The sequence below is a fragment of the Solidesulfovibrio sp. DCME genome (genome assembly GCF_049995385.1).
GTDB lineage: Bacteria > Desulfobacterota > Desulfovibrionia > Desulfovibrionales > Desulfovibrionaceae > Solidesulfovibrio.
This window is the reverse complement of sequence record NZ_CP188261.1, coordinates 4,578,365-4,601,831: the sequence shown is the minus strand read 5'-3', so window position 1 is coordinate 4,601,831 and position 23,467 is coordinate 4,578,365. Positions and strand designations below refer to the sequence as shown.

The window sequence follows — 23,467 nt, the reverse complement described above, 5'->3', positions numbered from 1 at the left end:
CGGGGGCTTTTTTGATGGACGTCGTGGGGCGGTCAGCCGGCGAGGCCGGGGTGGGAGGCGATTTTGGCCTGGGCGTCTTGCGGTCGCCTGGGCATGCGGGTACAAAAGGGAGACACGGGGAAATCGTTTCCTCCCTGCGGCGAGCGCGGGCGCACGGCGCGAGCGCCGGATAGCCTCGAAGGATGCGGCCGTTATGATCCATGGCCTTGGACAAAGGGCCAAACTGTTGGTTTTGGCGTTGTTGGTGGCCTCGGTGCTCGTCGTGCCTGTATCCTGGCTGTTGTGGCGCCTGGAGGCCAGGCGTTTCGACGAAAACCGCCGGGCCGAGGTCAGCGCCCATCTCGGCGACATCCGGCTGTCCCTGCGGGCGGCCCTGGACGCCCGTCTGGCCTTCCTGCATGCCCTGGCCGCCTTTGCCGCCAGCGACCCCGAGGTGACCCGCCAGGCCTTCGCCGCCTTCGCCGCGAGCCTCATCGAGGGCGTGCCGGGCATCCGTTCCCTGCAACTGGCCCGGGACGGCGTGGTCAGCCACGTCTTTCCGGAAACGGGCAATGACGGGATCCTCGGCCTGAACCTGGTCCGGGACCTGCCGCCGGGCCAGCGCCAACCCTTGCGCGAAGCCCTCGAACACGGCCGCGTCGTGGTCACCGGCCCCGTGGACCTGCTCCAGGGGGGCCAGGGGCTGATCGCCCGGGAGCCGGTCTACCCGGCCGGCCCGCAGCCCAAGCCGGCCCGGTTGTGGGGGCTGGCCACGGTCATCATCGATACCGGGACGTTTTTCGCAAGCCTGCATCTGGACCAGGACATGGGCTTGCGCCTGGCTATCCGGGAGCAGGCCGCCGACGCCTCCCCGGGGGCCATGCTCTTCGGCGACCCGGCGATCTTCGCGGCCGATCCGGAAACGGCCGCCATGCCCGTGCCGGGCGGGGCGTGGCTGCTGGCCGCGGTGCCGCCGGGCGGCTGGTCGTGGCCGCCGCCCCAGGCGAGCCTCGTGGCCGCGGCCGGCTGCACCTGGCTGGCCCTGGGGGCGGCCTTTTTCGTATTCCTGTCCTGGCCGGCCCGCCTGTCCCGGGCGGTGGCCCGGGCCACGGCCGCCTTGGACGCGGCCAACACCGACCTGGAACGCACGGTGGCCTCGCGCACCGTGGCGCTCACCCAGGCCAACGCCGCCTTGCGCCTGGGCGAGGCCCGCTATCGGGCCTTCATCGACGCCACGGGCGACATGGCCTTCCTCAAGGATGCCGGCTTGCGGCACCTGGTGGCCAACAGGCCGCTGGCGGCCTTTTTCGGCAAGACGCCCGAGGAGGTGCTGGGGCGCACGGATTACGAGCTCATGCCGCCCGCCCTGGCCGGGCGCTGCCACGAGTCCGACCTGGCCGCCCGGGAGGGCGGCGAGATGGTCACGCTGCTCGAAACCGTGGGCGAGCGGACCTTCGAGGTGCGCAAGTTCCCGGTGCCCCTGGACGGGGGGCAGGTGGGCGTGGGCGGCTACATGCGGGACATTTCGGGCCGGCTCGCCGCCGAACGGGCCCTGCGTGAAAGCGAGGAGGCCCTGCGCGCCCTCTACGACAACGCGCCGGTGGGCATTTTCACCTCCACGGCCCAAGGCCGCTACCTCAAGGTCAACAACCACCTGGCCGCGATGTACGGCTATGGGAGCGCGGAGACCCTCCTTGCGTCCGTAACCGACATCCAGGCCCAGATGTATTTCGACCCCGACGAGCGCGACGCCTTCCTCGACGCCCTGGGCCGCCAGGGCCACCTGGTCGATTACGAATCCCGCCGGCTCACGCGGGCCGGACAGGTCATCTGGGTCTCCCTCAACCTGCGGGCCGTGCGCGATGCCGACGGCGGCATCGTCCGGCTGGACGGCTTTTGCACGGACGTCACCAAGCGCAAGGCGGCCGAGGCCGTGCTGGCCAGCCGGGAGCGGCAATTGCGGGTGATCTTCGACAATTCCCCCCTGGGGCTGGTCTTTTTCGACGAGACGGGCACCGTGGTCAACTGCAACGCCCGCATCCTCGAACTGCTGGGCCTGCGCCAGGACCAGCTCATCGGCCACAACCTCCTGGACCGGCTGCCGCCGCCGATCCGCGACACCTTGCAGCGGGCCCTGGCCGGCCAGCCGGCCTCGGCCGAAGGCCCGTACACCAGCCGCATCAGCGGCAAGAGCTGCCACGTGCGCAGCATGTTCAACCCCGTGGAGGCCGGGCGCAATCCCACGCCGGTCATCGCCTCGGTGGAGGACATCAGCGCCATGCGCGAAAAGGACGCCGCCCTGCGCCTGCTGTGGGCGGCCGTGGAGCAGTCGCCGGCCTCCATCGTCATTACCGACACCAAGGGCATCATCGAATACGTCAACCCGCATTTTTCCATCCTGACCGGCTACATGCCCGAGGAAGCCAAGGGGCTCACCCCTCGCGTGCTCAAAAGCGACGTCCATCCGGACGCCTTTTACCGCGAGATGTGGGAGACCTTGGCCGCCGGGCAAATCTGGCGGGGCGAGCTGTGCAACCGCAAGAAAAACGGCGAGCTGTACTGGGAGGATTCCTCCATCTCGCCCGTGCGCGACGATGCCGGGCAGGTCACCCATTACGTGGCCGTCAAGGAGGACATCACGGCCCAGCGGGAGCGCGAGGACCGGTTGCGGCTGCTCATGCGCGAGTTCGAGGCCATCTTCAACGCCTCCTCGGTGGGCATCGCCCACCTGGGCCCCGACGAAGGCCTGGTGCGGGCCAATCGCCGGTTCGGCGAGCTTTTCGGCCTCGCGCCCGAGTCCCTGGCCGGCCGGACGCTTTCGGACATCCACGGCGACTTGGCCCGGCTGGAGGCGGTGCGGCGGGAGCTGCTCGACAGGGTGGCGGCCGGGGAGGCGGTGCATGCCGAGGAGCGGTTGCGCACCTCGTCGGGCCGGACGTTTTGGTGTTCCATCCATGGCCGGCGCATCGATCCGGACAGCCCGGCCTCGGGCTCGCTGTGGGTCTTCGACGACGTGTCGGCGCGTAAGGAGCTGGAGGGGGTGCGCGAGGACGTGGAACGCATCATGCGCCACGACCTCAAGGCGCCGCTCAACAGCATCGTCAACCTGCCCGGGCTCGTTATGGCCGTGGGCGAGGTCAACGAGGAGCAGCGGGAGATGCTGGCCGAGATCGAGCGGGCGGGGCAGGCCATGCTGGAGCAGATCGAGCTGTCCCTGGACCTGTACAAGATGGAGACCGGTACCTACGTGCTGGCCGCCCAGCGCCTGGATCTTGCCCGCATCGTGTCGGGGGTGGCGGAGATGCTGTCTCCCGCCGCCCGGGCCAGGGGCGTTGCCGTGGGCGTTGCCGCCGCCGAGCCCGTGTTCGTCCTGGGCAATGCCCTGTTGTGCCAGAACATCGTCGCCAACCTGCTGAAAAACGCCATCGAGGCCGAACCGGCCGGCAGCGCCGTGACCGTGTCCGTGACCCGCCAGGGGGACCGGGGGGTCTTGCGCCTGGCCAACCCGGCCCCGGTGCCCGAGGACATCGTCCCGGTCTTTTTCGAGAAGTACGCCACCGGCGGCAAGCAGGGCGGCAGCGGCCTGGGCGCCTATTCGGCCCGGCTGATGACGCTTTGCCAAAACGGCGTCATCGACATGGAGACGGAGCCCGGCCAGGGTACCCGGGTCACCGTGGCCCTGCCCATCGGCTGACCCCCGGCCCTAATAGACGAGGACGGCGTCCGGAAAGGCCGTGCCCTCGAACGGCTCCCCCGCCCGGGCGGCCAGGCGCTCCAGCAGATAGGCCCCGCGCAGGAAGAGTTCCTGGGCGAAGGCGCGATTGACCTCGAACCGGGCCGAGGTGGCCAGGGCCCGGGCCACGCCGAAGGTGAGCCTGGCCTCGAAGGTGGTGTCGCCCTGTTCGGCGGCAAACCCCCGGGCGAACTCCAGGAACCGGTCCATGACCAGCTGGATGCGCCGGCGCAGGCGCGTCTCGAAGACGGGCAGCCGGAAGTTCGAGGCCAGAAAGACGGCCGTGTCCAGGGCGAAGTCGCCCTGGCGGGAGCGGTGCAGGTCGATGTAGTGGATGCGCTGGGCGGTGTGGTCGTAGACGATGTTGTTGAGGTTGAAGTCGCCGTGCAGGAAGACGGAAAACGGCGCGCAAAGCCCCTGCTCGGCCTTGGCGGCCGCGGCGATCAAGTCGGCCACGGAGCGCACGGCCAGGCCGCACAAGTTCTTGGGCCCGGTGGCGAAGCCAGGGTAGAGCCGAAAAACGTCGTCGAGGCGGGCGCGCATCTGGGCCATGAAATCCGTGGGCACGGGTTCCCGGGTCAGGGTCTGCTCCCAGACGCCGCCCACGGTCTGGGTGATCAGGAAGCAGGCGTTTTCCACGATCTCCCGGTCGGCGGTCAGGACCACCTCCTGGAAATTGCAGCCGCCCAGGTATTCGAGCAGCATGGAGGCCGAGTCGCCGTCGGTCTGGAAGGCCTGGATGCCCGGCGGCAGGCCCGGGGACAGGCGCTCCCAGCGTTCGATGTTCTCCTTTTCCTTGGCCAGCTTCGCGGCGTTGCCTTCCTTGAACAGCACGCCCTTGGAGCGCGGGCCGTGCTCCTCCACCCGGCCGATGCGGCAGCCCGAGCGCGTTCCCCAGATGGAGCTGAAATCCCCGGGGGACAGGGGGATGTCCTCGCCGCCGTGGGCCAGGGAATCCTGCAGGGCCTGGTACTGGTGGATCTTGAGCTTCTCGCCGATGGCGGCGAAGATGACGGCCTCGCCGATGTTGAGAAGGGCGTCGCCCATCCGTTCGAGATAGCGGAAGATGTTGAAGCAGGAGATGGCGTTTTCCGGGGATTCGCCCCGGCGCAGGTCGGCCAGCACGGCGTCGAAGGCGGCCTTGAACCGGTCGTCCAGGGAAAATTCCGCCCGGCAGATGCGCAGCGCCAAACGCACGTCCTGGCGGGTCAGGGCCGGAAAGACCAGCCCCAGGGCCTTTTCCACGTCCAGGAAGGCGTCGCGGTAGTCGTAGCGCCGGATGAACAGGGGGTCGGTCAGGTACTGGACCTGGGAGACGATGTTGACGGCGTAGTCGGCGATGCGTTCCAGGTTGATGTTGATGATGTTGGCCGCGCGCACCAGGTCGAGGGTGCGCTTGTTGCCGTCGCGCGAACCGTGGATGCGGCCCCAGCAGGTGTTCTCGATGACGCTTTTGAGGTTGTCGATGTAGTCGTCGCGGCTCTCGATGCGCTTGATATGGTCGGGTTCGGGCCGCTCCACCACCTGCAGGGCGCTGGCCACCTGCTTGGACACCTCCAGCACCATGAAGCGGAAGTTCTCTTCGATGCCTTCGAGTATGCGCATGGCGTCACTCGTCCGCGTCGTGGCCGGCGGTCTGGCCCGGGGCGATGGTCAGTCCGGGGTCGCCGTCCTCGCCGCCGTCCTCGCGCCAGGAGAACTTCAGATGGAGCTTCATGCGCCCGCCCATGGACTTGGCCTCGATCAGGAAGCCGATCACGCCCCCGGGATGCAGGGCCACCTCGCCTTCGCGGCTGGAAAAACGCAGTTCGCCGGCGGCGAAACCGTCCGTGACGGCCTGCAGGTAGCGGGCGAGCGTCTGCGCGTCCTGGACGGACTCGTACTTGAACCGTGTTTCCTTTTCCACGTCCCACTCCTTGCGGCGAAACGCAACGCCCCGGCCGCCCTCCCGGGCGGCGCGGCGTAGCGTCGGTGGCGGCTAGCCCAGTCGCGACCGGTATTCGTTGATGATCTTGCGGCGGCTGACGCCGTTGATGATCAGGCTCTTGCGGATGGCGAAATCGTGCCAGGCGGGCTGGAGCCCGATTTCCCGGGCCGCCTTGGCCGCGTCCTGTTCGGCCGGGTCGCGGGTCTTTTCGCTCATGTGGCAGTCGTCGCCCATGAAGATGAGCAGGGGGCGCTTGCCGTGCCAGCCCATGCGGTTGCGGCGGTTGACCACGTTGATGAGGAATTCCGTGTACTGCTGGGACTGGGGGTTCCAGACCTCGATGCCGTCCACGTCGTAGTCGGCCAAAAGGATCGGCCAGAACTGCTCGGGGTGGGGAATGACGATGCCGGCCCCGAGCGACCGGGCCTCCTCGATCACCTCCGTGGCCCGATAAAAATAGGACAGCGAAAAGGTTTCCTTGACCAGGTCCTTGACGGCCTTGGCGTAGACCTGCGCCTTGTTGACGATGCGCTCGCCGAAGCGGGAGCGCAAGGTGTCGAGGAAGTTGCGCACGAGCTTATTCTTGTAGGCGTCCTCGGGCAGGTCGGCCTCGTGGGTGAGGAGCAGGGCCTTGACCTTGGCCGCCTGGACGGCGACGAAGCCCACCAGTTCCTCCTCGGCGTTGGACCGGGCGGCGGCCTGTTGGCGGCGGGCTTCGCCGGCCGGCTCGCACAGGGCGTCGAGGTATTCGAACAGCTGGGAGGCCCGGTAGCGGTGGGTGTGGCGCAGCATGGAGGAAAGCACCTCGGCCCGCTCGGCGTCGAGGCCCCTGAAATGGAGCAGCAGTTGCACCTTGTGGTTGAACCCGCTGGAATAGCAGTCCACCTCCACGCCCTGGTAGCCGTCGTAGTCGAGCAGCACGTTGTGCTGGGTGGGGATGATCAGCTCGTCCACGCGGTTGGGGTAGAGCCGGTCGATGCGGGTCTTGAGCAGCTCCATGGGCACGTGTTCGGGGTGCCAGTGGGTGGCCAGGACGTATTCCTGGCGGGGGTAGGTGCGTGCCGGCGAGACGATGCGTTCGGTCTGCTCGGGCGAGAGCGAGACGTCGTTTATGCGTGAAAAGGCCTGCGCGTCCTCTTCGGTGACGGCCGGATCCAGGCGGGAGAGGTCGATCTCCACGCAACGGGCCTCCTCGGCGCCGGCCGGGCGGGGCGCGGCGCCGGGGGCCGCGACGGCGGCGGCATCAGGCATGGCGGCTGTGACACTCCTTTTTCATGCGGCCAAGGGCGGCCACGGAGGCGGTCATGGCGTCCAGGTCGCCGCCGGCGGCGGCGGCCTCCAGCCGGTCCACCTCGGCATCGTAGGCCGGATAGAAGTCGTCGCCCTTGCCGGGGTAGCTGGTCATCAGCCGGCTGTCGGCGACAAAAGCGGCCAGAATGTCGGCATCGGGGGGCAGCCCGGCCCGCAGCGACGTGACGATGGCCTTGAAAAAGTGCTTCATCCGTTTTTTAAGGCTCTTGTACCTGGGCTTGCCGCCTTCGTCCATGGGTTCCGGGGCGCTGTCGACGGCCTGTTCCCGGGGTGCCGCCTCCTCGGCGTCCATGCTGGCCGGCGAGGGCAGGGCGGCCACGCCCAGGGCGGGGTATTTGAGGCTCACCTTGAGCAGGCACGAGGCGCCCAGGTGCTTGATGCCGATCTTGAGGCTGGTGAAGTCTTCCAGGGCGACGGTTTCCTCCCCGATGACCAGGCTGCCTTCGCCGGCCTTGGCCGTCAGTTCGGCCAGGGCGCGCAGGGCCTCGACCCGGGGCAGGACCATTTCGAATTTGCGTTTGCGTGAAGGGGGCATGGCGGCATCTCCTTGTGTTGCCAGGCCGGGGTTCCGTCCTGGCCAAGCCGGTTGAGGGCAGTTTAATGTACGGTTGATGACGGTTTGATGGCGGCCTCAGGCATCCGTCGCCGGTCTCCGGGGCCGGGCCCCGGCCGGCGCCAGTGCCCGCCGTAACGCCTGGGCCAACGCTTCCAGGGGCGCCGGCTTGCCGATGTAGTCATCCATGCCGGCGGCCAGGCACTTTTCCCGGTCCCCGCTCAGGACATAGGCGGTCATGGCCACGATGGGCAGCTGCGACAGACCCCGGTCGCGGATACGGCGCGTGGCCTCCAGGCCGTCCATGACCGGCATCTGCACGTCCATGAAAACGCAGTCGAATGGTTCCCTTGCCACCGCTTCCACGGCCTCCTGACCGTTCTCGGCCACGCTGACCCGGCAGCCGAGCTTTTCCAGGAGCCGGGCCGTGCTTAACTGGTTGACCCGGTCGTCCTCGACCACGAGGACGCGGCAGGGGGCCTGGCGCGCTGGGGTCGCGCCCGGTTGCCAGGCGTCGTCCGGTTCTTCCCGGGGCAGGGCCAAGGGCAGCATGACGTAGACGTTAGTCCCGTGCCCCAGCTCGCTTTCCACGGTGAGGGAGCCCTCCATGAGGCGGATGAGCTCGCGGCTGATGGCCAGCCCGAGCCCGGCCCCCTGCTGGTTCTTGGTGTAGGAGTCGTTGACCTGGGTGAAGGGCGCCGCCAGGGAGCCCAGCTTGTCGTCCGGAATGCCGATGCCGGTATCGGAGACCTGGAAGAGCAGCCGCAACCGCCCGTCGGGCAGCGGCGGCAGCAGCGAAATCTCGGCCCGGACCTCGCCGGCGGCGGTGAATTTCATGGCGTTGCCGACGATGTTGAACAGGATCTGGCGCAGGCGCATTTCGTCCCCGACCAGCACCGGGGGCACGTCCGGGCCGATGACGCAGGTAAGCGGCAGCGCTTTCTCCCGGGACAGGGGGGCGAAGGTTTCGCACAGGGCGTCAAAGACCTCGGCCAGGCGCAACGGGGCCGGGTAGAGGGTCAGGCGGGCCGCCTCGATGCGCGAGAGGTCCAGGATGTCGCCGAGCAACTGGGTCAGGCGCTTGCCCGAGCGGATGGCCATGTCGGCGTATTCGAGTTGCTCGTCGTCGAGGGGCGTGGTCTTAAGCAGCTGCATCATGCCCATGAGCCCGTTGAGTGGCGTGCGGATTTCGTGGCTCATGTTGGCCAAAAATGAGCTTTTGGCCAGGTTGGCGGCCTCGGCCCTCCGGGCGAGTTCGGTGGCCTCCTGAGCAGCATGGCGCAGCTCGTCCCGGGAGCGTTGCAAGGCTTCCTCGGCGGTCTTGCGGCGGTGGATGTCCTCGACCACGGAGATGAAATAGTCCGGATTCCCCGCCGCGTCGCGGACCAGGGCCACGGTCAGGTTGACCCAGACCGCGGAGCCGTCCTTGCGGATGTATCGTTTTTCCTTGTCGTAGGCCGCGATGTCGCCGTCGAGAATCCGGCGCACCAGGGCGAGGTCCTGTTGGAGGTCGTCGGGATGGGTGATGTCCTGGAAGGTCATGCCGGTCAATTCTTCCTGGCCGTAACCCACGATGTCGCACAGTTTCCGGTTGACCCGAAGCCAGCGGCCGTCCGGGGCGACCAGGGCGATACCCACGGCCGCCTGCTCGAAGGTGGCCTGGAAGCGGCGCTCGCTGGCCCGCAGGTCGTGGTCGCGGCGGCCCTTGTCGGCCAGAAGCCGGTCGATGCGGGCCAGGAGTTCGCCGGCCTCGAAGGGCTTGACCATGTATTCCTGAACGCCTTCACGCAGGAGCGTGCGGCGCAGGGTTTCGTCGGCCTTGGCCGTGAGCATCACCACGAGCACGTCGTCCAGGCCGGCCTCGCGGCGCAGTTCGCGCACCATCTCCTGGCCGCTGACGACCGGCATCATCACGTCGCACACGATCAGGTCCGGGTGCAGGGCCCGGGCTTTCTCCAGGCCGTCGCGGCCGTCGAAGGCCGTAGCGAGCCGATAGCGGCCGCCAAGCACCGAGGTCAGATACGCGTTCATGTCGGCGTTGTCCTCGACGACCAGGACAAGGGGAGCGTCGTCCGCGGGCGCGACAGGACAAACGGGCCGCAGTCCGGCCGGGGCAATGGCGGCCAGGGGGTCGGCCGCGGCCGGGAAGTCGTCGTCGCCGGCCTCGTCCACGGCCGCGCCGGCCGGGGCGGCCAGGGGCAGGGTGACGACAAAGGAGGCCCCGCCGGCGGCGGACGTTTCGAGGGCGATGTCGCCGCCGTGGAGGAGCGCGAATTCCCGGGCGATGGCCAGGCCGAGGCCTGTGCCGCCATGTTGGCGGTTTTCCCCGCCGTCGATCTGGCGGAAGCGCTCGAAGACGGCCTGGCGCAGGGCCGGCGGCACGCCCGGGCCGTTGTCGGAAACGGTCAGGCGCGCCGTTGTCTCTCCTTTTTCCAGGCGCACCTCGACCTCGCCGCCCTCGGGAGTGAATTTGAAGGCGTTGGACAGCAGGTTTTGCAGGATGCGCCGGATCTTTTCCGGGTCCGCCTGGACGGGCAGGGTGTCGGGAACGGCCAGGCGCAGACGGATGGACTTGTCCCGGGCCAGGGACTCGAAGCACGAGGCCATGAAACGGGTCACGGCGGCCAGGTCCGAACGGACGTAGCCGAGTTCCATGCGGCCGGCATCCAGCTTGGCCACGTCGAGCAGGTCGCAGACGTGGTTGTGCAGCAGCCTGGCATTGCGCTCCATCACGGCCAGTTCGGCCCGGGCGGCCTCGCTTGTTTCGGGCGCGTGCAGCAGCCGCGTCAGGGGGCCGAGGATGAGTGTCAGGGGCGTGCGCAGCTCATGGCTGACGTTGGCGAAGAAGTTGGATTTGAGCGCGTCGAGTTCGAGCGTCTTCTCGTAGAGGCGGGTAATCTCCTCGTTGGCCTCGCGCAGGTGGTCGTTGGCTTGGCGCGTGTCGTCCAGGGCTTTTTCGGCGGCATGCTTGGCCCGGGACAGACGGGCGTGGGTGAGCGAAAACAACCAGCCCATGCCCAAAAAGACCAGGACGGAGATGAGGCTGACGGTATTGCCCCGCAGAAAAGAGAACGGCGGCGTCATGAAAAACGAGGCCAGGCCGGCGGAGAGCAGCGTGGCGGCCAGTCCCCCGGGCATGCCGCCGACCTGGGAACTGAAGAACACGGCGGGAAAGAACAGGAACCAGATATAGGGCCTGATCGCCGCCCAGAACACCCACTGGAGCGCAAAGGCCGCCAGCGGGATGAGCAAGGCCAAGGTCAGGCGCAACATGTTGAAATTTCGGTATTTATGATTATCCATGTCAAACCCGGGGAGGAGGCGACCGGGACCATCCTCGCTTGTTTCGGCACGGTACGGGGAGCCCGCGCGCAACATCGGCCAGTGGAAACGATTGTGTCCCAGAATATACCCATGCCGATGGCAGGGCAAGCGGCCGGCGTTTTTTCGGCGAGTCCTTGGAGGGTGGCGTCAGGGTTCCAGCCCGCGGTGCCTGCTGCCGGTGGACCGGAAATACGCCGGCAGCCGCAAGCACGGGGCGCACGGCGCCGGGGCGGCGGTCGCGGCGCGCCGCCCCGGGGCCGTCGGCATCAGAGTTTCGAACGCAGGACCATGTCGGTGATGGGCCCGCGCGAGCGTTCGCCCTTGAGCACGATGTGGGCGTAGTTGGCAAAGCCCTTGAACTTGCGCACGATCCAGTTGAGCCCGTTGTTGGCTTCGTTGAGGTAGGGGTTGTCCACCTGGGAGGTGTCGCCGAGGACCACGCACTTGACGCCCTCGCCCATGCGGGTGAGCACGGCCCGGACTTCGGTGCGCGACAGGTTCTGGGCCTCGTCGATGACCACGAAGGCGTTTTCGATGTTCATGCCGCGCACGAAGGCCAGGGGCAGGATCTCGAATTTCTTCGGGTTGATGCGCAGCATCTCGTCGTTGGGGTTGAGGAAGACCTTGTTGGCCGCCCGGCAGCGGTGGAGCTTGACCAGCAGGTCGAAGACGTATTTGACGTAGGGCTCCATCTTTTCGGACACATCCCCCGGCAGGTAGCCGAGCTTGGCCCCGATCTCGATGGTGGGCTTGAGCACGAAGATCTTGTCGTAGTGCTTTTTCTCCTGCACGGCGAAAAGCGCCGCGGCCAGGGCCAGGAAGGTCTTGCCGTAGCCGGCCTCGCTCTGGATGGACACCAGGTCGATGTGCGGGGACATGATGAGTTCCAGGGCCAGGTTCTGGTAGACGGTGCGCGGCCGCACGTTCCAGACGTCGCAGGTGTAGTTGATGACTTTTTCCCCGTCCGGGGCGTGGAGCACCGGCTTGCCGTCGCGCCAGGTGAAGCAGTTGGGCACGATCTCGCCGTTTTCCTCGGCGAAGCCGGTGTAGCGCTGGGATTCGGATTCGAAGGGCTTGGAGTCGCGCAGCTCCTCGCTTTTGATGCCGCGCAGCTCCGCCTGGAGCTTGAGGATGCGGTCGTTGGTCACGAGCACCGGGTCGTCGATGGTCGAGGCCTGGATCTCGTCGAGGATGTGGTTGTCGACGATGTCGGTGAAGGCCGAGTGGCTTTTGTCGTTTTGGATGAAGTGGATGTGCTCGCGGTTGTCGCCGAGGATCTGGATGACATTGGCCACGATGTGGCGCAGTTTCGGGGTTTTTTTGAGCGACTCCAGCTCCATGAGCACGTGGTAGGGAATGTGGATGGCGTTTTCCACGCCGTTTCGCAGCTTCAGCACGCTTTGGGGGTTTTCGATCAGGACGTTGGTGTCGAGCACGTAGTTCTTGCGTCCCGTGTCCTGCGCCTGGGTCATGAGGGCCTCCCTGCGATCCGTCGTCCGCGCCGGACGGCCCGGGGAACGCCCCCGCGCCGCCGGCGTCCGTTGGCCGCCCGGGCCAGGCCCGCCGCGTCCGCGCCCCGAAGCCAGCCTCCAGGCTTGGGGATCGGCCGGGCGGACCGCCCTGGCCGGGCGGCTTCCCAATGAAAAAGGCGGCGCGACGCCCCTTGCGCCACGCCGCCCCGTTCGGCTCATCTTGATCGCGGCGCAGCACCCCGGCCGCTGCCGCCGCCTGGACCGTGCGGTCCGGATTGCGCTCACGCCTGGCTCAACCCCGCTGTCGGAAGGTTGCATCGCATCGCCCGGGCCTTTCGCCTGGGGCCTAGCGCTTTTTTTGCAGCTTGGCCCGGTAGAGGATGGCCCCGAGGTTCATGCCCAGCACCAGGATGATCAGCACCAATGCCGTACCGTACTGCAGCGGCCGGGTCTTGTCGATATCGGTGCCGGCCGTGGCCAGGACGTAGATATGGTAGGGCAGGGCCATGACCGCGTCGGAAACGTTGGTGGGCAGGTAGGGGGTGAAAAAGACGGCGGCCGTGAACATGATGGCGGCCGTTTCGCCGGCCACCCGGGACAGGCCCAGGATGGCGCCGGTGAGCATGCCCGGCAGGGCCGCCGGCAACACCACCAGCCGGATGGTCTGCCACTTGGTGGCCCCAAGGCCCAGCGAGGCCTCGCGGTAGGTCTGGGGCACGGATTTGAGGGCCTCCTCGGCCGTGCCGATGATGACCGGCAGCACCAGGATGGACAGGGTCAGGATGCCCGACAAAAGGCTCACGCCGAAGCCGAAGAAGGTCACGAAAAAGGCCAGGCCGAAAAGGCCGAAGACCACCGAGGGCACGCCGGCCAGGTTGTTGATGCCCAGGCGTATCAGCCGCAGGGTGCGGCCCGGCCGGGCGTATTCGTTTAAGTACACGGCCGAGGCCACGCCCAGGGGAAAGGCCACGCACATGGTGCCCAGGCTCAAGTAGAGCGTGCCCAGGATGCAGGGCAGGATGCCGCCGGCGGTCATGGAGTCGCGGGGCATCTCGGTTAAAAAGCTCCAGGAGATGGCCGGCAGGCCCTTGATGAGCAAAAAGCCGCAGATGAGCACCAAGGCGGCCATGTTGATGAGCGAGGACAGGCCGAACACGCCCCACATGATCTTCTGGGTGCGGTGGCGGCGGGCCAGGCCGGCGTGGGTGATGGCGGAGGGGTTCATGGCGTGGCTCCTTGGCGGCTACAGGGTGGCCGCGCCGACCTGTTTGTGCTTTTCGGCCACGTGGCTGGCCACGAGGTTGAAGGCCAGGGTGAAAAGGAACAGCACGATGCCGATGGCGAAAAGCGCCCGGTAGTGGTTGCCCCGGAAGGCCGCTTCGGCCATCTCGGCGGCGATGCTCGACGGCATGGGCCGCACGGGCGAAAAGATGGAGGTGGGGATGATGGCCGCGCCGCCGGCGACCATCAAAACGACCATGGTCTCGCCGATGGCCCGGGACATGCCGAGCATGATGGCCGTGGAAATGCCGGACAGCGAGGCCGGCAGGACCACCTTGGCGATGGTCTCGAAATGGGTGGCCCCCAGCGCCAGGGAGGCTTCCTTGAGCTCGCGGGGCACGGCGTACAGGGCGTCCTCGGACACCGAGCAGATGGTCGGCACGGACATGAAGGCCAGCATGATGGCGGCGTTGAAGAGGTTGAGCCCCGTGGCCAGGTCGAAGGTTTCCTGGAGGTAGGGGGCGACCACGACCATGCCGAAAAAGCCGATGACCACCGAGGGCAGGGCGGCCAGGAGTTCGACGATGGGCTTGAAGATGTCGCGGGTCTTGCGGCTGGCGATCTCGGCCAAATAGATGGCGGTCATGACGCCCAGCGGTATGGCGATGGCCGAGGACAGGGCCGTGACGGCCAGGGAGGCGACGATGAGCGGAAAGATGCCGAAATCCGGCGGGTCGGACGTGGGGTACCACAGGTTGCCGAACAGGAAATCCGTCACCGAGACCACCTTGAAGATCGGCAGGCCCTCCACGAACAGGTAGACCATGATGAGCGCCAGGGCGACGATGGAGGACAGGGCGGTCAGGAAGAAGGCGTTGCGGATCAGGGTGTCCTTGGACTTGCGCGAAAGGGCCATGTGGTTCTCCCGAGGGCGCGCCCCGACGCCGCGTGGTGGCGGGCCGGGGCGCGTAGTGGACGTTTGCCGGAGCCGGCTAGTTCAGCGGCACGAAGCCGGCTTCCTTGACCAGCTTCTGGCCTTCGGCGCTCAGCACGAAGTCGACCAGGCCCTTGACCGCGCCGGCCGGGGCGCCGTTGGTGTAGAGGTAGAGGTCGCGGGAAACCGGGTACTTCTTGGACTTGGCATTCTCGGCCGTGGCTTCGATGCCGTCGACCTTAAGGCCCTTGGTGGAGGCGTCGAGGTAGCCGATGCCGATGTAGCCGATGGCGTTCTTGTTCTTGCTGACGGCCTGAACCACGGCGCCGTTGGAGGCCTGCATGAGCGCGCCGGGGAACACGCGTTCCTTCTTCATGACCAGGCCTTCCCAGGTCTCGTAGGTGCCCGAGGAGGTGTCGCGGGAAATGACAACCACCGGGCCTTCGCCGCCGAGGTCCTTCCAGCTGGTGACCTTGCCCATGTAGAGGTCCTTGAGCTGGGCCAGGGTGACTTCGGAAAGCTTGTTGGCCGGGTTGACCACGGGCACGATGGCGTCGATGGCGCACACGATCTGGTTGGGGGCGACGTTCTTGGTCTTGGCCAGGTCGATTTCCTTGGTTTCCATGGCCCGCGAGGCCATGGCCACGTCGGTGGCGCCGTCGATGAGCGCCTTGATGCCGTTGCCCGAGCCGCCGCCGGACACGGAGATCTTCACGTCCGGATGGGCCTTCATGTAGGCTTCGACGACTTTCTGCATGATGGGCAGCACGGTGGTGGAGCCGTCCACTTTGATGGTGGTGTCGGCAAAGGCGTTGGCGGCCAGCAACAGACACGCGGCCACGATACCGATCAGTTTTTTCATGGAACCCTCCTCAAAATTGGTTGTCGCGCCACGATTGGCGCGAAGCGCCCTTGTTCGCGTCGGAAAGCTAGGCATGCCATGTTACGGGTTGGTGACAGGGGGGCGGAAAACGCGTGACGCTTGGGCCTGTCGAAATTCCTATTTTATTGCGGCATGTTGCCTTATGTGTCTGTTACAACGGACCCAAGGCGCCGACAACCGGCGGCAGTGCCTTGACCCGGCCGGCAGGGGCGTCTATGTTGGGGCACGGCGTTTGAAGGGCCTGGATCCCCGCGCGCCGCCGGAGCCGCCATGACCGCGCCCTTTGTCCTTTCGCCGTCCTTGTTGTCCGCGGATTTCAGCCGGCTGGCCGACGAGCTGGCCGCCCTGGAGGAGGCCGGGCTCACCTGGGCGCACCTCGACGTCATGGACGGCCTGTTCGTGCCCAACATCACCTTCGGCCCGCCGGTCATCGCCGCCCTGCGCCGCCGCAGCCGCCTCTATTTCGACACCCATTTGATGATCGAGCGCCCCGAGCGCTACCTTTCGGCTTTCCGCGACGCCGGCGCCGACCTCATCTGCGTCCATGCCGAGGCCACGGCCCACCTGGAGCGGGCGGTTTCGGAGATCCGCCGCCTGGGCGCCGACGCCGCCGTGGCCCTCAATCCGGCCACCCCCCTGGCCATGGTCGAATACCTGCTGCCCCAGCTCGACATGGTCCTGATCATGACCGTCAACCCGGGATTCGGGGGACAGACGTTTATTCCGTTTTGCCTGGACAAGGTCAAGGACCTGGCCGCCCTGCGCCGGGAACGCGACCTGGCCTTCCGCATCCAGGTGGACGGCGGCGTCACCCCGGACAACACCGCCGCCCTGGTCGCCGCCGGGGCCGACGTGCTGGTTTCGGGATCGGCCTTTTTCGGGTACCCTCCCTACAAGGAGCGCCTGGATGTCTTTCACGCGGCGGCCGCGACGCGCACGACCTAAGGCCGCGGCCAGGCCGTGGCCGCCGGGGCGGACCTGGCGTCCGAGCCCGGCCCCCTCGCCGGCGCTGGACGACACGGGCCGCCTCTCCCGCCTTTCCTCCATTCTGGCCGCCCTGGATCAGGGCATCGCCTTCGTCACCGCCGGCGACAGGGTGGTCGAGGTCAACGACCGCTGCCTGGCCCTGCTCGGCAGCGCCCGGGAGGAGGTCCTCGGCCGGGGCATCGAGGCCCTGCGCCTGGAGACCGAAGACTACCAGGCCAGCGTGTTCCTGGGCCTGTTTCGCCGGGGGGCGGCCCACGCGCCCGTGTCCTTCGACAGCCGGCTGGCCGACCGGGACATCACGGTCAAGCTCCAGCCCGTTTTCGAGGACGGTGCCTTCCGGGGGCTGATCGTGTCGCTCATCGACGTCACCCCCCTGGTCGAGGCCCGGCTGTCGGTGGAGCGCGAGAAGAGCTTTCTCGAGCAGGTCATCACCATCGCCGGCGCGGCCATCTGCATCGTCAACCGTGACGACGTGGTCCTGACCATAAACGACGAATTCACGGCGATTACCGGCTACGCCCGGGACCAGGCCCTGGGCCGGCGGCGGGGGGCGCTGCTGCGCGAGTCGCCGCCGTCGGCCGGACCGGCCGAGGCCGGCCAGGCCCCCCTGCGCCAGGCCCAGGCCCGCATCGTCACCCGCGACGGCCGCCGCCTGACCATCCGCAAGAACGCCGCCCCCATCCACGACGACGCGGGCAACGTCACCGGCGGCATCGAATCCTTCGCCGACATCACGGACCTCATCCGGGCCCGGGTCGAGGCCGAGGAAGCCAGCCGGATGAAATCGGCCTTCCTGGCCAACATGAGCCACGAGATCCGCACCCCCTTAAACGCCATCATGGGCCTGGCCCAGGTGTTGCTGCGCACGCCCCTGACCGACGAGCAGCGCGAAAGCCTGGAAACCATGCGGGCCGCCGGCGGGGAACTCCTCGTCATCCTCAACGACATCCTGGATTTTTCCCGCATCGAGGTCGGCCGCCTGGAAATCCGGCCCGAAGCCGTGGATATCGACCGGCTGCTCGAGGAAGCCCGGCGGGTCATGGCCCCCCTGGCCGAGGAACGCGGCTTGCTGCTCGGGCTTTCCCGCGACCCGAGCCTGCCCCGGGTGCTGGTGTGCGATCCGGTGCGCCTCAAGCAGATCCTGCTCAACCTGCTGTCCAACGCCCTGAAGTTCACCGAGCGCGGCCGGGTGACGCTCAGCGCCTCGCTGATACAGGGTGGCAGCGGCGAAGCCGCCGCCACCACCATCCGTTTCGCCGTGGCCGACACCGGCCCGGGCATCCCCGAGGACATGCGCCAGCGCATCTTCGAGCCCTTTGTCCAGGCCGGCGAGGACGTGGCCCGCGAACACGGCGGCACCGGGCTTGGCCTGTCCATCTGCGACCGGCTGGTGCGCCTGCTTGGCGGCGTCGGGCTGGAACTGGAAAGCCGCCCGGGCCAGGGCAGCACCTTTTCCTTCACCCTGCGCCTGCGCGAGCCCGATACGGCCGCCACCGCCGTGCGGCCGCGACAGCCCCTGTCGCCGCTGTCCGACCTCGGCGGCATCCGGGTGCTGGTGGCCGAGGACAACCCGTTCAATCGCTTCCTGCTCCAGAAGATACTGGAAAAATTGGGCGTCGCCCGACAGGCTTTCGCCGCCGACGGTCGCCAGGCCCTGGACATGCTCCTGAGCGCCCACAAGGCCGAAACCCCCTACGACGTGATCTTCATGGACCTGCGCATGCCCGGCCTGGACGGGCTGGAAGTGGCCAGGCGGGCGCGCGAGGCCGGCATCGACACGCCCATCGTCGCCCTGACCGCCCAGGCCTCGGCCGACGACGCCGCCCGCTGCCGCCAGGCCGGCATGACCGCCTTTTTCGCCAAGCCCTACCGCATCAACGACCTGGAAAAAGTGCTGGTCGGCCTGGTGGGTGCGACCGGTCCGGACGGCCATGAACCCGGCTGAGGCCAGGCGCCGAGCCCACGCCTTCCTGCGCCGCAAGCAGCTGCTTTCCACCGCCGAAACCGAGCAGGCCCTGGACGTGGCCGCCGTCGTGCTCGGCGAGTCCCTGGCGCGGCTTGCCCAGGCCGCCGAAAGCCGGGACGGCATCGCCTGCGTCGAAGCGGCCCATGGCCTCAAAGGCAACCTCCTCAACCTCGGCCTGCCCGAATTGGCCGCGGCCGCCCAGGCCATCCAGGAACAGGCCCAAACCGGCGATTTCCCGGCGGTGACGACCGCCATCCCGGCCCTTTGCGCCTCGCTTGCGGCCCTGACCGGACCCCTCCGGGACTAGGCAGCCGGGCCACGGACTGCTACACATCCCGGCCATGAACATCGCCGAAGCCGTCAGCGCCCGAAAACCCATCTATGTCGCCGGCCATCGGGGCCTCGTCGGCGCGGCCATCGCCCGGGCCCTCCTCCGCCTCGGGGCCAACCTCGTCACCCGGACCCATCGCGAGCTCGACCTGACCGACCAGGCCGCCGTGCGGGCCTTTTTCGAAACCGAGCGCCCCGCCTGCGTCTTCCTGGCCGCGGCCAAGGTCGGCGGCATCCACGCCAACGATACCTATCCGGCCGATTTCATCCGCGACAACCTGCTCATCCAGACCAACGTCATCGACGCTGCCTATAAAAACGGCGTGGAAAAGCTTGTTTTCCTCGGCTCCTCCTGCATCTATCCCAGGCTGGCCACCCAGCCCATGCGCGAGGACCAGCTCCTGGCCGGCCCCCTGGAACCCACCAACCAGTGGTACGCCATCGCCAAGATCGCCGGCATCAAGATGTGCCAGGCCTATCGCCGCCAGTACGGGTTTTCGGCCATAAGCCTCATGCCGACCAACCTCTACGGCCCGGGCGACAACTTCACCCCCGTCAACTCCCACGTCATCCCCGGGCTCATGCGCCGCTTCCACGAGGCGCGCCGCGATGGCCTGGACAGCGTCGTGGTCTGGGGCACGGGCAACGCCCTGCGCGAGTTCCTCCACGTCGACGACATGGCCGCCGCCGCCCTGGCCTGCTTCGAGCGCTACGACGACGAGGAAATCATCAACATCGGCACCGGCCAGGAAGTCTCCATCCGCGAACTGGCCGAACGGATGGCCGCAGTGACCGGCTTTACCGGCACCATCACCTTCGATATCTCCAAACCCGACGGCACGCCTCGCAAAGTCCTCGACATCAGCCGCCTTGCCGCCCTCGGCTGGCAGCCGCGCCATAGCCTGGCCGAAGGCCTCGCCCAGACCTATCACTGGTTTTGCGACAACATCGCTTCCGCCCGCCTGGAATAGCCCGCAAGCCCCGCGGGCGTGCTCGCCTGCGCCTGCGCCTGCGCTCGTGCGCCTGCCTGACCTCGGTCTTGCCTGATCTTGGGAGATGCCTCCGGCGGGCAGGGCAGCGCCCTGCCCGCCGGAGGGCGTGACGCCCCCCGGTCCCCCCCATCGGCGTCGTTGGGCGGTGGTGGCTGCGGTCACCGGGAGGGTGGACGTGCGCAGCGCGAAGATGCGAGGCCGCAATGGCCCCTTTCGATGCCGTCGCTGCGCTCCCGGCTCGAAAGGGGCCATTGCGGCCTCGCCCAGCCGTCGGCCCTTCGGGCCGAGGTCTTGGATTTTTTGCTTTGAAAGCCTCTGGAAGGGCTTTTTCTTCAAATATGGCACTTCGCCGTTGGCGCTACGACGGGCGGTTGCCGGCCGGCTCCTTTTCTTCACCTGCGGCGCTTCGCCGCTGGCGCCCGTGGTCGCGCAATGGGGGCTGCCGTGCTGGCCGGCTTTGCGGCCAGTGTCGGCAGCCCCCATTGCGCGACCACAACGACCGACGCCCCGCCGCCCACCGTTCCCGACCGCATTGCCACCCGCCCCGTCGAGGGGGTCCGGGGGGCATCATGCCCCCCGGCGGGGCCTGGGGCAGCGCCCCAGTCTTCGCCTTCCGCTTTCCGCTTTCCGCTTGCTTCTATCTCCTTCCACCCTTTGCCGTTCCCTGGCTAATCTCCCGGTCCCAGTTCCACGATCCGGCGCAGCGTATCCTTGGTGACGCCCAGTTCGCGGCAGGCGGCCATGACCTTTCCGTCGTGCCGGGCCAGGGCTGCCTTGGCCGCGGCGTATTTGGCGGCGCGCATGGTCCGGGGGGGCTCGGTGTCGGCGGCGGCGGGCGAGGGGGCCGGGTGCAGGTAGTCGGGCAGGTGTTCGGGGCCGATGCGGCCGGCGGGGCAAAGGATGGTGGCGTATTCCAGGATGTTTTGCAGTTCGCGCACGTTGCCGGGGTAGTCGTGGCGCAGCAGCCGGCGCATGGCGGCGTCGGCGAGGCCCGTGACGGCGGTGCCGCGCAGGAGGTTTATGCGTTCGATGAAGGTGGTCACGAGCAGGGGGATGTCTTCCGGGCGTTGGCGCAAAGGCGGCAGGGCCAGCCGGGCGACGCTTAAGCGGTAGAAGAGGTCGCGGCGGAATTCCCCGGTCTGGGCCATGGCTTCCAGGTCGCGGTTGGTGGCGGCCAGCACGCGCGCGTCGGCGGGGACCGAGGTGTCGGCGCCCAGCGGCTCGTAGACGCGTTCCTGGAGCACGCGCAGCAGCTTGACCTGGAGCGCCAGGGGCAGTTCGCCGATCTCGTCGAGGAAGAGCGTGCCGCCGCTGGCCAGGGCGAAGCGGCCCTTGCGGTCGGCCTTGGCGTCGGTGAAGGCGCCGCGCACGTGGCCGAACAGTTCCGATTCGAGCAGTTCGGCCGGGATGGCGCCGCAGTTGACGGCGACGAAGGGGCCGGCCGCGCGGGGGCTCAGGTTGTGCAGGGCCCGGGCGAAGAGTTCCTTGCCGGTGCCGGATTCGCCTAAAAGCAGCACCGTGGCCCCGCTTTGGGCGATGGGCGGCAGCAGGTCCAGGTGGCGGGCCATTTCCCGGTTGCGGGTGACGATGTCCTCCAGGGTGCGCACGCCTTGGAGTTCCTTGCGCAGCCTGTCGAGGTCGGAGATGTCGCGGAAGGTTTCCACGCCGCCGACGATGCGGCCGGTGGCGTCGCGAAGGGGCGCGGCGCTGATGCTGACCGTGACCTTGCGGCCGTCGGGGCGCACGATGAAGATGGTTTGTTCCGAGAGCGTCGTGTCGTCGCGGATGCAGGCGCCCAGGGCGCAGGCGCCGTCGCACAGGCTGGAATGGAAGACCTCCCAGCATTTGCGCCCGAGCGCCTCGGCCGGGGCCAGGCCGGCGATGGCGCCGGCGGCGCGATTGAAAAAGGTGATGGTGAAATCCGTGTCCACGGTGAACACACCGTCGGCCAGGGATTCCATGATCGCTTCGCAGGGGATGTCGCGGGGCAGGGCCATGCTGGGGATGGTGATAGCCCAAGGGGGGGCGGCTGTCCAAGGCCGGCCCGGCTTGACTTCCCCCTGGCCTGACCGGATAACCGCCCCACGCATGGGGCCGGGTCTGCCGGCCGCCCCGTGCCCAGGGAGGTGCGCATGACCGAGGCCGTCGACCCCAAGGGGCGGATGCTCATGATCGGCACGCCGTGCTACAACGGCAACGTGACGGTCAACTACCTGCGTTCCGTCATCCCCATGGTGGGCTTCATGGAGCGCCAGGGCATCCGCACGGGCATGCTCACCCCGTCCCACGAGAGCCTGATCACGCGCGGGCGCAACCTCATCGCCAACGAGTTCCTGCGCCAGGCCGAATACACGCACCTGCTGTTCATCGACGCGGACATCGGCTTTCCGCCCGAGCTGCCCTGGAAGTTTTTGGAGGCGGACAAGGACGTGGTCTGCGGCATCTACCCGGTCAAACACCTGGACGTGCACAAGCTGCGCACCATCCGGGGCGACGTGCTGGAGCGGGTGGCCCAGGCGGCCTCGCTGCATTACGCCGTCAAGCTCAAGCCGGGCGGCCGGCCCGAGCCGGTCACCGGGCTTTTGCCGGTGGTCTACGGGGCCACGGGCTTCATGATGATCAAGCGCGAGGTGTTTACGCGCCTTGCCGAGGCCTATCCCGAGCTGGCCTACGACTACGCCTACACCAACGACGACCAGACGGGGAATTTCGCCTTTTTCGAGACGGCCATCGATCCGGCCAATAGGGACTACCTGCCCGAGGACTATGCCTTCTGCAAACGCTGGACGGACATCGGCGGCGAGATCTACGCCGACGTGCACAGCGTGTTCACCCACGTGGGCAACTACGAATACACCGGCAATTTCACGGCCTTTCTGACGCACCTCGGCGGCGGCCCCAAGGCGGGCTGAACCCGGGCCGGCCTTTTCCCGGGCCCGGAAAGAGGCTAGGCTCGACGGCGCGGCGGCCGCGGCCGCCAGCATACCCGGGGAAACGCCCATGCGGTTGACCGACGCCGATCTGCTCACGGAACTGGAACAGCCCGCTTTCGCCGCGCTGCGCCAGGCCTTCGTCACCAAGCGCTATCCCAAGGGGTGCCATGTCTTTTCGCCGCGCGAGGCCCGCAACCGGCTCTTCATCGTCGTGCGCGGCCGGGCCAGGGTGTACCTGGCCTCGCGGGACAAGGAATTCACCATGGCCATCCTGGACGCGGGCGACGTCTACACCACCCACACCCGGGCCCATGTGGCCGCCCTGGACGATCTGGAATTGCTCGTGGCCGACCTGGCCGAGGTGGGGCGGCTGCTTTTTTCCATGCCGGCCCTGTCCGCGGCCATGGTCAAGGTCCTGGGCGACCTGCTGGCCCACGCCTTCACGGTCATCGACGGCCTGGCCTTTTACGACGTGCGCCGCCGGCTGCTCCATCTGCTCGCCCTGGAAGCCGGGCGGGCGGGAACCGCGGCCGATGGTGCCGCCTGCTGCGACCTGGGGCTCAGTGTCGAACAGTTGGCCACCATCGTCGGCTCCTCGCGCCAGACCGTGTCCTCGCTGCTCAACAGCCTGGAGCGCGAAGGGGTCATCGCCCTGGAGGGCCGGGGCGTGATCCGCGTGCCCGATCTGGCCGCGCTCCGGGTCCTGGCCGACGCCTAGCTTTTCTTAGAGCCCGCGCCCCCGGCCGCATTGCCGACGCTGCCCGAAGCGGTGCCCCGCGACTTCGGACACGGGCTTGTAGAACTCCTCCGACGCCGCATTGCCGACGCTGTCCGAAGCCGCCCCGGTGCCGCTTTCCGCCCATCTCCCGTGACGGCGCCGTGGGGACGGCTGGGCCGCTGTCGGCTGGCTGACAGACACGCT

At 67.9% G+C, this 23,467-nt stretch carries 17 protein-coding genes; 7 read left to right on the top strand and 10 right to left on the bottom strand.

Annotation, left to right across the window (positions count from 1 at the left end; all coding sequences use genetic code 11):
• Nucleotides 1-193 precede the first annotated feature (193 nt).
• Nucleotides 194-3,673: a PAS domain S-box protein gene (locus ACP59X_RS20350; protein ID WP_428562031.1), complete on the top strand. Its 3,480-nt coding sequence runs from the start codon at nt 194-196 to the stop codon at nt 3,671-3,673.
• Nucleotides 3,674-3,682: 9 nt separating this feature from the next.
• Here ACP59X_RS20350 and ACP59X_RS20345 read toward each other — a convergent pair whose 3' ends face one another.
• The 9 genes from ACP59X_RS20345 to ACP59X_RS20305 form a co-directional block, all read right to left on the bottom strand.
• Nucleotides 3,683-5,317 (bottom strand): phosphate signaling complex PhoU family protein, encoded by a 1,635-nt coding sequence (locus tag ACP59X_RS20345; RefSeq protein WP_428562029.1) that lies wholly within the window; start codon nt 5,315-5,317, stop codon nt 3,683-3,685.
• Between the two features lie 4 nt (nt 5,318-5,321).
• Nucleotides 5,322-5,618: an amphi-Trp domain-containing protein gene (locus tag ACP59X_RS20340; protein WP_428562027.1), complete on the bottom strand. Its 297-nt coding sequence runs from the start codon at nt 5,616-5,618 to the stop codon at nt 5,322-5,324.
• A gap of 72 nt (nt 5,619-5,690) precedes the next feature.
• Nucleotides 5,691-6,890 (bottom strand): hypothetical protein, encoded by a 1,200-nt coding sequence (locus ACP59X_RS20335; RefSeq protein WP_428562025.1) that lies wholly within the window; start codon nt 6,888-6,890, stop codon nt 5,691-5,693.
• Nucleotides 6,883-7,485: a GAK system XXXCH domain-containing protein gene (locus ACP59X_RS20330; protein WP_428562023.1), complete on the bottom strand. Its 603-nt coding sequence runs from the start codon at nt 7,483-7,485 to the stop codon at nt 6,883-6,885. The genes ACP59X_RS20335 and ACP59X_RS20330 overlap by 8 nt, the downstream gene beginning before the upstream one ends.
• 96 nt (nt 7,486-7,581) lie before the next feature.
• Nucleotides 7,582-10,776, bottom strand: a complete 3,195-nt coding sequence (locus tag ACP59X_RS20325) for an ATP-binding protein (RefSeq protein ID WP_428562021.1) — start codon at nt 10,774-10,776, stop codon at nt 7,582-7,584.
• A gap of 317 nt (nt 10,777-11,093) precedes the next feature.
• The gene (locus ACP59X_RS20320; RefSeq protein WP_428562019.1) at nt 11,094-12,299 is read right to left on the bottom strand and encodes a PhoH family protein; all 1,206 of its coding nucleotides are present in this window, start codon (nt 12,297-12,299) and stop codon (nt 11,094-11,096) included.
• A gap of 346 nt (nt 12,300-12,645) precedes the next feature.
• The gene (gene pstA, locus ACP59X_RS20315; protein ID WP_428562017.1) at nt 12,646-13,524 is read right to left on the bottom strand and encodes a phosphate ABC transporter permease PstA; all 879 of its coding nucleotides are present in this window, start codon (nt 13,522-13,524) and stop codon (nt 12,646-12,648) included.
• A gap of 18 nt (nt 13,525-13,542) precedes the next feature.
• Nucleotides 13,543-14,436 (bottom strand): phosphate ABC transporter permease subunit PstC, encoded by an 894-nt coding sequence (gene pstC / locus ACP59X_RS20310; protein WP_428562015.1) that lies wholly within the window; start codon nt 14,434-14,436, stop codon nt 13,543-13,545.
• A 76-nt stretch (nt 14,437-14,512) separates the two neighbouring features.
• Nucleotides 14,513-15,316: a phosphate ABC transporter substrate-binding protein gene (locus tag ACP59X_RS20305; protein ID WP_428562013.1), complete on the bottom strand. Its 804-nt coding sequence runs from the start codon at nt 15,314-15,316 to the stop codon at nt 14,513-14,515.
• A 291-nt stretch (nt 15,317-15,607) separates the two neighbouring features.
• Between ACP59X_RS20305 and rpe the strand changes: the two genes are divergently transcribed.
• Genes rpe through fcl form a run of 4 tightly spaced genes read left to right on the top strand, consistent with a single transcriptional unit; the run spans nt 15,608 to nt 19,591 of the window.
• Nucleotides 15,608-16,282 carry a ribulose-phosphate 3-epimerase gene (gene rpe, locus ACP59X_RS20300; protein ID WP_428562011.1) on the top strand — a complete coding sequence of 225 codons (675 nt, stop codon included), beginning with the start codon at nt 15,608-15,610 and terminating at the stop codon, nt 16,280-16,282.
• On the top strand, nt 16,245-18,269 hold the full coding sequence (locus ACP59X_RS20295) for a PAS domain-containing hybrid sensor histidine kinase/response regulator (RefSeq protein ID WP_428562009.1): 2,025 nt from the start codon (nt 16,245-16,247) through the stop codon (nt 18,267-18,269). Before rpe ends, ACP59X_RS20295 begins: the two co-directional genes overlap by 38 nt.
• Complete coding sequence (locus ACP59X_RS20290; RefSeq protein WP_428562007.1) at nt 18,256-18,597, top strand: Hpt domain-containing protein; 342 nt, start codon at nt 18,256-18,258, stop codon at nt 18,595-18,597. Before ACP59X_RS20295 ends, ACP59X_RS20290 begins: the two co-directional genes overlap by 14 nt.
• Nucleotides 18,598-18,631: 34 nt before the next feature.
• Nucleotides 18,632-19,591, top strand: a complete 960-nt coding sequence (fcl, locus tag ACP59X_RS20285) for a GDP-L-fucose synthase (protein ID WP_428562005.1) — start codon at nt 18,632-18,634, stop codon at nt 19,589-19,591.
• A 689-nt stretch (nt 19,592-20,280) separates the two neighbouring features.
• On the opposite strand, the gene ACP59X_RS20280 is transcribed toward fcl, so the two are convergent.
• Nucleotides 20,281-21,609 carry a sigma-54 interaction domain-containing protein gene (locus ACP59X_RS20280; protein ID WP_428562003.1) on the bottom strand — a complete coding sequence of 443 codons (1,329 nt, stop codon included), beginning with the start codon at nt 21,607-21,609 and terminating at the stop codon, nt 20,281-20,283.
• A gap of 135 nt (nt 21,610-21,744) precedes the next feature.
• Here ACP59X_RS20280 and ACP59X_RS20275 point away from each other — a divergent pair, with 135 nt between their 5' ends.
• Together ACP59X_RS20275 and ACP59X_RS20270 are read left to right on the top strand one after the other, a co-directional pair.
• Nucleotides 21,745-22,524 (top strand): hypothetical protein, encoded by a 780-nt coding sequence (locus tag ACP59X_RS20275; RefSeq protein WP_428562001.1) that lies wholly within the window; start codon nt 21,745-21,747, stop codon nt 22,522-22,524.
• 88 nt (nt 22,525-22,612) lie between these two features.
• Entirely contained in the window at nt 22,613-23,263 is a 651-nt protein-coding gene (locus ACP59X_RS20270) for a Crp/Fnr family transcriptional regulator (protein ID WP_428561999.1), read from the top strand.
• The last annotated feature ends 204 nt before the right edge of the window (nt 23,264-23,467 follow it).